We start from the raw sequence: 12,137 nt of genomic DNA on the forward strand, positions 1-12,137 counted from the left end.
AAAGATATTGAATGATAAAATTTAGGTTAATATTATGTTATAGTTTTGATGTTTGGTATAATAAACTGATATTAAAAAATAAAGATATAATGATGTTGGAGTAACCATGATTTATGGATTGGGAATTGATTTAGCAGATATTGATCGTGTATGGGATTTAGCAGTTCGTAAACCAGAATTTATTGCTAAGTTTTTAACTCCTCGTGAACAAAGTGAACTGACCAAATTCAAAGGTATACATGCGGCTGAATTTGTTGCAGGACGCTGGTCGGCCAAAGAAGCTTATAGTAAAGCTTATGGTACTGGTATTGGGCATGAATTGAGTTTTTTAGACCTTGAATTGATTAATAATGCTGCTGGACGACCAGAATTTACAAAGCATCCGTTTGCAGGACGCGTACATGTGTCGATTACACATACAAATAAATTAGTAATGACAGAAGTTATTTTAGAACAAGTGTAGTAATAAATAGAGGTGAAATAAAGACATGGCAATTGGGATTCATCGGCCAACCAAAATTACATTAGATAGAGATGCATTAGTTCACAACATCAATGTTGCGAAAGCACCATTTGCAGATGATATTAATATTTTTGCAGTTGTTAAAGCTAATGCATATGGTCATGGAATACGTGAAATTACACAAATGGCTAAACAAGCTGGAGTAACTGGGTTTGCAGTAGCAATTTTAGACGAAGCACTTGAAGTACGTGAACTTGGTTATGAAAAAGAACCAGTTTTAGTGTTAGGTATTACATCAATTGAATATATTGTAGATGCTGCGATTAATGGCATCTCATTAACCGTTGGTTACTTGGAATGGCTTAAAGCAGCCCAACCAATCCTAGATAGTGAAGAAATTCCACCGTTAAGAGTACATATTGCAGTTGATACTGGGATGGGACGAATAGGTGTCCAAACACCAGCCGATTTAAAGGATATGGTTAAATTCTTACGTGAGCACACGCGTGAGTTTAATTTTGAAGGAATGTTTACGCATTTTGCAACAGCAGATGCACCAACTACGGATTATTTTGAGACCCAAGTGGCTAATTGGGACGCAGCTATTGCAGCTGTTAATCCTTTACCAAAATATGTCCACGCAGCTAATTCAGCAGCAACTATTTGGCATCCTAATGCAATACAAACTAATGTTTTACGTTTAGGTGCTGGAATGTATGGGTTTAATCCATCAGGTACAGATTTAGATGCACCAATGTTAAAACCCGTGTTATCATTAACTACAGAAGTGGTATTTGTTAAGCAATTGGCTAAGGGGAAGTCAGTTAGCTACGGTGCTACATATCATACTAGCGAAAATGAATGGATTGCTACCCTGCCGATTGGTTATGCTGATGGTTTTTTACGCCGAATGCAAGGTTATCACGTGTTAGTAGACGGTCAACCAGCTGAGATTATTGGGCGAGTTACAATGGATCAGATGATGATTCGGCTACCTAAAAAATATCCTGTTGGTACTAAGGTAACAATCGTTGGTCAAAGTGGGGATCAACAATTATCACTCGTAGAATTAGCAACATATGCTAATACTATTCCCTATGAAATCGTAACGAATCTTTCAACAAGAATTAAGCGTGAGGTAAAATAGGATGGCAAAGACTGAAATCAAACGCGGCGATATTTATTATGCTGACCTTTCACCAGTAACTGGTTCTGAGCAAGGCGGAACACGTCCGGTTGTGATTGTGCAAAATAACATGGGAAATTATTATTCACCAACGGTAATTGTAGCAGCTATTACAGCTAAAGCATCAAAATCTAAATTACCAACGCACATTCTATTACCGACAGAAGAAGGAATCGCTAAAGATTCAGTCATTTTGCTAGAACAGTTGCGAACAATTGATAAAAGCCGCCTTAAGGATCGAGTTTCACATTTAGATACTGAAGTGATGACTAAAGTTGATGTTGGTTTGGCAATTAGTTTAGGCTTAGTACCAGACAGTCGCACATATGAGGAAGTCAATCAATCTAACGAACATTTAGAAATGGTTGACACACCAGATAATAAATAAATCACTAAACTCCATAGTTATTAGATGCCTAGTCTAACGATTATGGAGTTTGTTGTATAAATTATGACCATGATTCGTAGGAGTAATTATGAATTTTTATGATGTAACATATTTAGAACACCAAGCAGCTGTAAATAATTATTTGCAAACGGTGTTAATGGGGATTGGTATTTTAAGTTTTGTGATTTTATCTAGCCTATATGCGTTTAAACGTTTAAAACGTAAATACCGTGATTTGAGTATTATTATCTTTTTATTTTTACTTTTCATGTTTGGCTTACAATACACTGATTACACGATGTTAAAAAATAAGGATACACAATCAACGCAAATGATTAACTTTATTAAAGTTATTGCCGCAGAACGTCACCTTAAGGAAAAAGATGTCTACGTTAATTCAACGCAATTGACCGATGGGACGATTGTTAAATTAAAATCAAAGTACTATCAAATTAAGTTAAATGCGGACCAATCATCGTATGTCTTAATTCGCACTCACTTATTAACTAATATTAATATCATGACGGAGGAGAAATAAGGGCATGCAATTATATAGTCCAATTATTATTAAACTAGCGTTAGGTATTTTATGCTTAATTTTACAAATTAACTTATTGGGGAAAGGTAATTTAGCACCAACTTCGGCCTTAGATCAAGTTCAAAATTATGTCCTCGGGGGTATTATTGGGGGTGTGATTTACAATGATAGTATTTCCGTCTTACAATTTTTCTTAGTCCTAATTATTTGGACGATGCTCGTGTTAATTGTTAAATTTGCTAAAGAACATAACCGTTACATCCGCTTTGTGATTGATGGTCGGCCAATTAGTTTGGTAGAACGTGGACGATTAAATATTAGTAACTGTCTAAAAGTAGGAATGTCGGCTAATGAATTAATGTTTAAATTACGGATGCAAGGTGTTTATGAGGTTAAACAAGTTAAACGAGCCATTTTAGAGCAAAATGGACAACTAACAATCATCAAATTTGGTGAAGATAATATTATTTATCCAATTATTGTTGATGGTCAAGTTGATTTTGATGCACTTAGTCTAGTAAAAAAAGATGAGCTATGGTTACATAATGAATTAAAAAGACAGCGCCAACGTAATATTCGAAAAATTTATCTAGCTGAATACATTGATGGTAAATTAATAATTCACCGTTATGAATAGTTAAAGTGAAACAAGTTATGATATAACTAATTTGCAGTAAGAGTTTACAACCCAAAAGTGTTTGTAAAGTCTAATATATTCAAATATGACAAATAAGCCGTTGAAGGAAAATTCTTCAACGGCTTATTTATCAGCTATATACTCAATACGGTATTTTTGTCAGAGCTCATTTTTGACAGCAAAATTAGTTTCTTTAGTACGAAATGTTTTCACTAGGTTCTTATTTAATCTTCAAATAAAAAGTGCATCACGGTTTTTTCAACTTGGGGATTACGTTTTAATTTTGAATGTTGGGCATTGGAACCGGTAAATTCTTGTTGTTGATAAGAAGCACTTCGGCTCGTTAAATATTTTAATGCTTGTGCCGAGTTAATTGGGACGCGACCATCCGACTCAGAACCATCATTTAAATTACCAAAAATATTTAGTACGTGTGCTGCTTTGGGGAAAGTTGTGTGTAACTTACTAAAGTGATTAAAAATGGTACTTTTAATTGTTGGTTGGCCATCAGCTAAAAGTGGTGAACGGCTGGCATTGGTACTGCCGGAACCACCAATAAAGCTATTTGAAATACTGGCAATTGCAACATATTTATTTAAGGTAGGTAAATTAGAATTGTTGCTATTATTTAATAAATATTCAGCTAAAGTACTGTTACCCATTGAATGAGCAACAACATTGAACTTTTTAAAATGATATTGATGATGTAATTTTTCAATAATAACACGCAAAATACGAGCATTATGTGCAGGATTACCATTAGTACTATCATCAAAGACAATATTAATTAATGGATTATTAGCTTTAGCAGTCAAAGTACCTGTTGTAGCCAAGGTATCATTAGCTCGCACGTGAATTGTTTCGACGGCGGTACCTAATTTTGCCCGCTCAATGGCATTAATTAATGGCTGCATTGAACTGGCATTACCACCGAATCCATGTAAAAAAATAGTCGGATTATCGCTAAAGTGGGCATCAGCTGGGGCTTTTTTCATTAATTGTTTGGCCGGTGTACAGCCACTGAGAATTAGTAAAATGATAGCAAATAAACTAATTAATAAATATTTTTGTTTTAACATTTAAAACCTCCTAAAATAACATATATTTATTATACCGTCTTAGCACAAATTTTCACGAAAGATAAATTTTACAAGATACTAAAAGTGTTATACTAAATTATAAATCTATAATTAAAGAGGTAGGATGATGAAAACAGGGACAACAATCATTGAATTGGCTAATGGCTATCATCTTTGGACGAACACACAAGGTACAGGCACAATTCATTTACTCGCTCTTCATGGTGGCCCTGGGGGTAATCATGAATATTGGGAAGACACTGCTCAACGATTACAAGCCCAAGGCATAGATATTCAAGTCCATATGTATGATCAACTAGGGTCATGGTACTCAGATCAACCTGATTTCTCAGATCCTAAAAATGCGAATATTTTAACTTATGACTATTATATTGATGAGGTAGAAGAAGTACGGCAAAAATTGGGAATTGATAATTTTTACTTAATTGGCCAAAGTTGGGGTGGTGCTTTAACACAACTGTATGCATTGAAATATGGGCAACATTTAAAAGGAGCTATCATCTCATCAATGACGGACAACATTGAGGAATATGTAATTTCAATTAATCAACGTCGAGAAGAAGCACTATCTGTTGAAGCTGTTAACTATATGAAAATGATTGAAACGACTGGTAAATGGGATGATGAACAATATCAAGCTATGTTCAAGTGTTAAATGAACAATACGTGGATCGTAAACAACCAGTTTTGCCAACACATTTAATTTCAACCATGGCCACAGATGTATATGGACCATTTCAAGGTGATAATGAATTTGTGGTTACAGGTAAATTAAAAGAATTTGATTTACGAGATCAAATTCAAAATATTACAGTTCCAACATTAGTGACTTTTGGTGATCATGAGACAATGCCTGTTGCAACAGCTAAACGAATGGCAAAGCAAATTCCTCATGCTCGATTAGCCATCACGCCGGAAGCGGGGCATCATGCAATGATGGACAATCCACAAGTTTATTACGCTAATTTAGCACAGTTTATTAATGATGTTGAAACTGGTGTATTTTCTTAAAATTAGTAATTTAAAGTCTAAATCGTGCATAAATAAGTGCACGATTTTTTTATACTTGAAATTGTTTAGGGGGTATAGTATTATTTTAGTCACTGATACAACATGAAAAAGGTGACTAAAATTGAAAGAAGAAATTTTATCATATTTAATGCAACATCCTACTGAGGATACTAGTGGTGAACGATTAGCTGAACGTTATCAAGTTAGTCGGAATGCTGTTTGGAAAGTTATTAAACAACTACAAGCTGAAGGGTACTTAATTGAAAGTCAACATCGGCGTGGTTATCGCTATTTAGGGACCAAAAATCTATCAGCCGAGCAAATAGCCTTACATTTAGGTCATACTTTAAAAGTTCAAGTATTCCAAACAATTGATTCAACGAATAAATTGGCTAAACAACTAGCAACTGAAAATCCGAGTCAACCACTTGCAATTATTGCCAATCAACAAACAGCAGGTTACGGGCGTTATGGACGCGATTATTATAGTCCAAAAGATACGGGCGTTTATATCAGCCTATTATTACCAATGACTAATAAAGATGTCACAAGTGGGTTGTTTACAACTGGGGCAGCAGTAGCTGTTACTAAAGTTTTTGAAACTTTGTATCATATAAATTTACAAATAAAGTGGGTTAATGATTTAATCTATAATAATCGTAAGATTGCAGGCATTATGACCGAGGGAATTACTGATTTTGAGACAGGATCACTTAGTTATGTGATAGTTGGTATTGGCATAAATTTAACAACTTCTAATTTCCCAATATCGATGCAAAATAAAGCAGGTTCACTTAATCTCCAAGAACTTGATCGTAACTTATTGGTAGCACATTTATTAGATGAAATGTATCGGCTTTTAATGGGTGAATTGACACCGGATATATTAAATTACTATCGTGAACATTCGCTAGTAATTGGGCATGAGATTATTTTAGATCAACGAGGAAAATTAGTTCAAGGTAGAGTTATTGATATTAATAATGAAGGAGCTATTGTTGTATCAACAAATACAGGTTTACAAACTTTTAGTAGTGGTGAAATTACCAAAGTAAAACTTTTAGATGGAGAATATCATGGATAAATCAACAAATAAACGACAAGCAAATTTAAGAACTTTAATTTTAGCGGCTGAGTTCGCCGTTTTTTTAGCAATTTTTGCTCAAATTTCAATTCCATTTGGCATCGTTCCATTTACAGGCCAAACTTTAGCACTAGGCTTGTTTGCTAGTATTGCACGTCCTAAGATTAGTTTTAGTGCAGTAGCACTGTATTTACTACTAGGAGCGATTGGCCTACCTGTTTTTGCCAATGGAAGTGCGGGGTTAGTAGTTCTTTTTGGACCAAATGCAGGATATTTATTTGGCTTTTTGTTTTACGTTATTTTAGTTGGAAGTGTAATTGTAAAATATCATAAGTGGTGGCAAATTGCTTTAGTAAATTTAATTGCTGCTGTGGGACAATTATTAATCGGGACAATCGTATATGCATTATGGATTCATGTGCCAATTACACATGCTTTATATGCTGGAATGGTGGTCTTTATTCCATTAGCAATTGTTAAAGTACTAATTGTAACTATTGTGGCAACAAAGATTATTAAGCGTTTTGGTATCTTTAAGTAGATCTTAAAAGTAACTATTTAAAAGTCCGATATATTTAAATATGAAAAAAAGCTGAATTTATAAAAATTCAGCTTTTTTCGTTATCTAGGTGGCTAACAATTAGATGAAAGGTATGTCAATTTGGCTCGCACCTTCATCAATTGTGTAGGTAATATCTTGGTTTCCTCGAACGGTCATACCAAAGTCGGTTGCATACATAACTAACCCTAATTGATGACCTGCAGGAAGACGATAATAAGTAGGTTGTAATGCTAATTCAATATCAACAAATTGATCAGCACGTAGATCATCGGTTTGCCAAGCGTTAGTTCGATTCTGCAAGTTAATATGACCTTTACTAATCATTTTGAATGGTGTGGCATTTTTGGCTAACGTAAATTCATTTAAAATATCTTCACGCCATTGGAATCCACTATCAAGTTTGATGCCAAGTGGGGTTGGCTTAACATTTAAGCGTTTAGCTTCACCATAATCAACTAATTGACAACTAAGCATACCAAAGTTAACAGAACTTTTGACACGTATTTTGACAATAACTCGACCGTCAATAATTTTAGCTTGCTCAAATGGGACGGTTTGGAATAAAGCTCGGTTCGTTGATAAAGCTGATTTAGGAGCTTTAATTAGATGTTCCCATGTAGCTATATCAGCTGTGTATTTTTTAAAGTCAGTTTCACCTACTTGATCCATAAAGCTGACTTTACCATTCCCAGGGGTTAAGTCTAATAGACCATTATTTAAAAATAGACTTGTTTTATTACTAATTGCATCCCAATCTTTTTCAGCATGCCATGTTTCTGGAATAACATTATCTTGGATTATAACATTTGGTAACAACTCAGGGGCATGATTATCAACACCGTATAATTTGTGTGCAAACCATAAATTCATCATGTCGGTAAAATCAATTGAACGCATAGCATTGATGTAAATGTGTTCACCTTGATGAAGGATAATTTTTTTATTAATGTTAGTCGCATCCAGAGCATGCCAGAGCTTATTAACTTGTTCAGGTTTAACATTCCAGTCATTAAGTCCGTGAACCATAATAACATCAGCTTTAATGTTAGCGACGTCTTTTAAATAATTCCGAGCATCCCAGAATGTATTGTATGAACCAGTTTCTCGATCTTGATCAATCCCCATTTGATCAAGATACGCTTGGTAAATATCCTTAATTTGATAAAAATCACCGGGTTGCTTTCGGCGTGAGAAAGTCTCTTCGGCCAAAACATCAGCATCTTCACCCGGATAACCACCCGGAGCGATTACTAAACCGTTTGAACGATAATAATCATACCATGATGAAATGGCTGCTTCTGAGACAATTGTTTCTAATCCAGCAACACCTGTTGTAGCAACAGCCGTAGCTAGGGTACCAAGATATGAACGTCCAGTCATGGCAACTTTACCGTTAGACCAATGAGCTTTAATAGCAATATGGTCAATCTTATTAGTGAATGCGACACGATCCCCGTGTACCCATTCAACAACAGCCTTGGCACTAGCAACTTCATATTCATCACCGGTTGTTTGTAAGCCTTCAGAGTCTTTTGAGCCTATCCCAGCAGAATAAATTACTGCGTAGCCGCGTGCTAAAAAGTAATCATTTAAAGTGTAACTTTGCTCACGAGCAAACGTTTCAGTGGCCTCTTTAGTTTCAGCTTTAATGTCACGTGCAATACCAGTAGCATTTGAGTTGGCATGGTGCTGGATATCATTATACGTAATTTCTACGGGCTTTTTACGGGTTAATGGTACATCAACCGAATGCGTTAATTTGGCACCGTGTTCATCATTAGTCCCTTGATTATATGGTGAGGCCGTAAATAAGACGGGTACTTGTAAATCAGTGTCAACTGGTCGAATAATTTCAGCCTTAACTAAGTCACGTTTACCGTTATGATCGGTATCAAAGTCAGTTTCGATGTACACAACTTCATGTAGTAAGTTACGAGTATCAAAAATTGGTTGAGATTTTCCATTGAAGAAGAGTGGTCGTGGAGTATCGGTTTCATAAATAAATGGTTGGAAATAGCCACGGGTAGCAAGGCGATCAATTAAGGCTTTACCATTTTTAGTGTGTGTATTTAATAATAGGTACCATGCTTCAAATAACGTTTCCCGATCAAATTGATTTGTCTGAACAGTAGGAAGATGCATTTGATCCATAGATTGTAGTGGATTTTCAATATCGAAATCGATCTCAGGTAAAAATTCAAGTAACTGTAATGCAATCCGATAAAAAATATCAGCGGTTACAACTTTGGCAGATGTAATCCAAGTATAAGCATCGCACTTAGGTGTTGCTAATAAAGTACTTAACTTAGTTTTTAAACTAGCTTGATCAGCTACTTCAGGGAAAGTTTTTTCTAACAATAATTGCAATGTGCTTGGAATTGTTGTTGTGGCTAAGACATTGTTATCAACGAATTTAATTAATTTAAGCTCGGCAAGAACTTGACTTGAGTCAACAGGCAATAGGGCAAATTGATTATTTTTCATGAATAGACCTCTTCTTTTAAAATGATTAGTTTCATTATACATTAAGAGTTCATTAGAATTTATTAAAAAACCTTAGCGATGCAGAAATGTAAAAAGTTTAAAAAAAGCTTGCGTTCTTAGAATTAGATGTGTATAGTTAAGAACATCTAATAAAGAAGGAAGTTTAAGGGTATGATTAAAAGTGTAAATACAGTTAAATCAAACTTTTATTTTGGTTATTTCGAGATGTAAATCCGGATGCCAAAATCATTTTGCCATGCGGGTTTACTTACTACTAAGTATCCGGAATGGCCTGATGAAACTTTTATCAAACCTAGTCAAATTATAATTAATTTGGACGCCTGTATGCTTAGTACTTAGCTAGCTTACAAGCGTCCTTTTTTGTTGGAAAATTTAATTTTTGTTAGGAGTATTATGTATGAGTATTGTGCAACGAATGTTCAAAAAAGATAGTTTAGAAAATTACTTAAATAGTGATAAGCAATTAACTAAAGTATTAGGTGCAAAAGATTTATTAAGTATGGGGATTGGGGCTGTCATCGGTACAGGGATTTTTATTTTACCTGGAACAGTTGCGGCTACAACCGCGGGACCTGCAATTGTTTTTAGTTTTATTATTGCAGCTATTATTTGTGCATTAGCAGCTATGGCATACGCTGAATTAGCTTCCGCAATGCCTGTGGCTGGTTCAGCTTACGCATATGGAAATCTATTGTACGGTGAAGTGATTGGATGGGTCCTTGGATGGGCATTGATTTTAGAATACTTATTAGCAGTTGCTGCGATTGCAACTGGTTGGTCAGCTTACTTTAGTTACTTTGTAAAACCATTTTTCCAAATTCCAACTGCAATTGCTGGTTCATTTGATCCAACCCATGGTTCATATCTCAATGTTGTTGCTATTTTAATTTTATTATTAGTGGGTTGGTTATTAACAAAGGGAAAACAAACATCAAGTGCTGTACAACGTTTGATGGTACTACTTAAAATCGCTATTATTGTGTTATTCATTGTCGTTGGCTTTTTTTACATTAAAGCCGATAATTATGCACCAATTATTCCACCACGAGCACATGGTGCATTTGGAATCCAAGGTGTTTTTGCTGGTGCCGCTAGTGTTTTCTTTGCATTTTTGGGATTTGATGCGGTATCATCATCAGCTGCCGAAACTAAAAATGTTAAACGCAATATGCCAATTGGTATCATCGGAACTTTAATTGTCGCAGCTATTCTTTACTCACTAGTTGGATTTGTCTTAACTGGGATGGTGCATTACACACATTTAAACGTCAGTGATCCAGTGGCATTTGCTTTAGAGCGCGTTGGACAACGAGGGGTTGCTTACTTATTAACCATTGGAGCCTTAGCTGGGATGTTTACTAGCTTGATGGCGATGGTCTTTGCTGGTTCACGACTACTATATGCCATGGGACGTGATCATTTATTGCCTGCATTTTTAGGTGAAATTGATGAAAAAAATGGGCTACCGAAGAAAGCTTTAATCGTAGTAATCATTATTGTTTCAGTTATGGCAGGTTTAGTTCCTTTGGGACAATTAGCAGAACTTGTTAACATGGGGACATTATTAGCATTTATTTTTGTTACTATTGGAGTTATTTTGTTACGTAAGAATAAGACAATTAAAAACGCTGGTTACAAAATGCCATGGGTTCCGGTATTACCTATTATTTCGGCAATAGTTTCAATTTACTTGATGACAACGTTACAAAAGACAACGCTGATTGCTGGGTTAATTTGGTTTATAATTGGTTTGCTGATTTACTTATTTTACGGAATGAAGCACTCACACTTAAATGATTAATAAGCGGATTATGAAAATCGCTTAATAGTAAAAATTGTGTTTTTTGGTTCATATTGAAACTAAGTCTTTTTTATATTTAGTTACACTATATAGGTAAGGAAAACGTAGACAATACATAAATAATGTCTACGTTTTTTTGTGTTAGTAATGATAAAATAAATAACATAGTTAAGTATAAAATCATTTATAATAACAAGTAAAAATAATAGGGAAAAGAACATATGCAACGAAAGATTTTTGTAATTACAGGACCCACCGGGGCTGGGAAAACAACTATTTCACGTTATCTAGAACAAGGCTATAATTTAAAAAAAGTTATTACTCATACAACGCGACCACCTCGTCTAGGGGAGATTGATGGTCAAGATTATTATTTTGAAACAACCACCTCATTTAATTCTAAACATTATTTAGAAAAAGTTGAGTATGCAGGAAACCAATACGGATCTTCGCGAGAAGCGTTAGCATTGGTTTGGCAAGGCGGCAACGATGGTGTGATTGTTCTAGATACTAAAGGAGCACAAACATATGCACAACAACTAGGTACACAGGCTGTTATTGTTTATGTGACAGTTTCAAATAGCACAATTTTGGCTCAGCGATTAGCCCAACGAGGTGATTGTCCAGACCAAATTAAACAACGTTTAGCTAGTCAAGATTTTCAACGTGATTTGACTATACCAGCTTTGATGGAGCAAAAAGTGAAGGTGATTTTAAATGATGATTTAGCGGTTGCTAAAGCACAAGTTGATCAGTTAATGTTGGCGCAAAAGTTAGAAAATATTTAGTTGGTTTTATCAATTTTAGGTGCTATTCTATACAAGTTATGTAAAAAAGCAACTACTATATAATCTGTTTAAGG

General features: G+C 34.9%; 11 protein-coding genes and 1 pseudogene. 10 read left to right on the forward strand and 2 right to left on the reverse strand.

Going from position 1 to position 12,137, the window contains the following annotated elements; genetic code table 11:
* Nucleotides 1-106 precede the first annotated feature (106 nt).
* The 5 genes from acpS (at nt 107) to HF964_RS03805 (ending at nt 3,212) form a co-directional block, all read left to right on the forward strand.
* Entirely contained in the window at nt 107-463 is a 357-nt protein-coding gene (acpS, locus tag HF964_RS03785) for a holo-ACP synthase (protein ID WP_168721730.1), read from the forward strand.
* 25 nt (nt 464-488) lie between these two features.
* Nucleotides 489-1,610 carry an alanine racemase gene (gene alr / locus HF964_RS03790; protein WP_168721731.1) on the forward strand — a complete coding sequence of 374 codons (1,122 nt, stop codon included), beginning with the start codon at nt 489-491 and terminating at the stop codon, nt 1,608-1,610.
* A 1-nt stretch (nt 1,611) separates the two neighbouring features.
* A complete protein-coding gene (locus HF964_RS03795; RefSeq protein ID WP_168721732.1) occupies nt 1,612-2,037 on the forward strand; it encodes a type II toxin-antitoxin system PemK/MazF family toxin in 426 nt (141 codons plus the stop codon).
* Between the two features lie 88 nt (nt 2,038-2,125).
* On the forward strand, nt 2,126-2,575 hold the full coding sequence (locus HF964_RS03800) for a DUF3290 domain-containing protein (RefSeq protein WP_168721733.1): 450 nt from the start codon (nt 2,126-2,128) through the stop codon (nt 2,573-2,575).
* Nucleotides 2,576-2,579: 4 nt separating this feature from the next.
* Nucleotides 2,580-3,212, forward strand: coding sequence for a DUF421 domain-containing protein (locus HF964_RS03805; protein ID WP_168721734.1), 633 nt, complete (start codon nt 2,580-2,582; stop codon nt 3,210-3,212).
* Nucleotides 3,213-3,436: 224 nt separating this feature from the next.
* Here HF964_RS03805 and HF964_RS03810 read toward each other — a convergent pair whose 3' ends face one another.
* On the reverse strand, nt 3,437-4,291 hold the full coding sequence (locus HF964_RS03810; RefSeq protein ID WP_168721735.1) for an alpha/beta hydrolase: 855 nt from the start codon (nt 4,289-4,291) through the stop codon (nt 3,437-3,439).
* Nucleotides 4,292-4,418: 127 nt separating this feature from the next.
* Here HF964_RS03810 and HF964_RS03815 point away from each other — a divergent pair.
* The 3 genes and pseudogenes from HF964_RS03815 (at nt 4,419) to HF964_RS03825 (ending at nt 6,948) form a co-directional block, all read left to right on the forward strand.
* Nucleotides 4,419-5,323: pseudogene (locus HF964_RS03815) on the forward strand (proline iminopeptidase-family hydrolase).
* 121 nt (nt 5,324-5,444) lie between these two features.
* Complete coding sequence (locus tag HF964_RS03820) at nt 5,445-6,407, forward strand: biotin--[acetyl-CoA-carboxylase] ligase (protein ID WP_168721736.1); 963 nt, start codon at nt 5,445-5,447, stop codon at nt 6,405-6,407.
* Entirely contained in the window at nt 6,400-6,948 is a 549-nt protein-coding gene (locus HF964_RS03825; protein WP_168721737.1) for a biotin transporter BioY, read from the forward strand. The genes HF964_RS03820 and HF964_RS03825 overlap by 8 nt, the downstream gene beginning before the upstream one ends.
* 99 nt (nt 6,949-7,047) lie before the next feature.
* Here HF964_RS03825 and HF964_RS03830 read toward each other — a convergent pair whose 3' ends face one another.
* Nucleotides 7,048-9,453, reverse strand: a complete 2,406-nt coding sequence (locus HF964_RS03830) for a Xaa-Pro dipeptidyl-peptidase (protein ID WP_168721738.1) — start codon at nt 9,451-9,453, stop codon at nt 7,048-7,050.
* 418 nt (nt 9,454-9,871) lie between these two features.
* Here HF964_RS03830 and HF964_RS03835 point away from each other — a divergent pair, with 418 nt between their 5' ends.
* Complete coding sequence (locus tag HF964_RS03835) at nt 9,872-11,275, forward strand: APC family permease (protein ID WP_168721739.1); 1,404 nt, start codon at nt 9,872-9,874, stop codon at nt 11,273-11,275.
* 221 nt (nt 11,276-11,496) lie between these two features.
* Complete coding sequence (locus HF964_RS03840) at nt 11,497-12,063, forward strand: guanylate kinase (RefSeq protein WP_168721740.1); 567 nt, start codon at nt 11,497-11,499, stop codon at nt 12,061-12,063.
* Nucleotides 12,064-12,137 lie beyond the last annotated feature (74 nt).

It is taken from the genome of Periweissella fabalis (assembly GCF_012396505.1).
In the GTDB taxonomy this organism is placed as follows: Bacteria; Bacillota; Bacilli; order Lactobacillales; family Lactobacillaceae; genus Periweissella; species Periweissella fabalis.

Excerpts from the sequence above, each read along its gene's own strand:
- HF964_RS03805 (WP_168721734.1), top strand. The coding sequence starts at position 2,580 with ATGCAATTATATAGTCCAATTATTATTAAACTAGCGTTAGGTATTTTA.
- HF964_RS03830 (WP_168721738.1), bottom strand. The coding sequence starts at position 9,453 with ATGAAAAATAATCAATTTGCCCTATTGCCTGTTGACTCAAGTCAAGTT.
- HF964_RS03840 (WP_168721740.1), top strand. The coding sequence starts at position 11,497 with ATGCAACGAAAGATTTTTGTAATTACAGGACCCACCGGGGCTGGGAAA.
- HF964_RS03800 (WP_168721733.1), top strand. The coding sequence starts at position 2,126 with ATGAATTTTTATGATGTAACATATTTAGAACACCAAGCAGCTGTAAAT.
- acpS (WP_168721730.1), top strand. The coding sequence starts at position 107 with ATGATTTATGGATTGGGAATTGATTTAGCAGATATTGATCGTGTATGG.
- HF964_RS03795 (WP_168721732.1), top strand. The coding sequence starts at position 1,612 with ATGGCAAAGACTGAAATCAAACGCGGCGATATTTATTATGCTGACCTT.
- alr (WP_168721731.1), top strand. The coding sequence starts at position 489 with ATGGCAATTGGGATTCATCGGCCAACCAAAATTACATTAGATAGAGAT.
- HF964_RS03825 (WP_168721737.1), top strand. The coding sequence starts at position 6,400 with ATGGATAAATCAACAAATAAACGACAAGCAAATTTAAGAACTTTAATT.
- HF964_RS03835 (WP_168721739.1), top strand. The coding sequence starts at position 9,872 with ATGAGTATTGTGCAACGAATGTTCAAAAAAGATAGTTTAGAAAATTAC.
- HF964_RS03810 (WP_168721735.1), bottom strand. The coding sequence starts at position 4,291 with ATGTTAAAACAAAAATATTTATTAATTAGTTTATTTGCTATCATTTTA.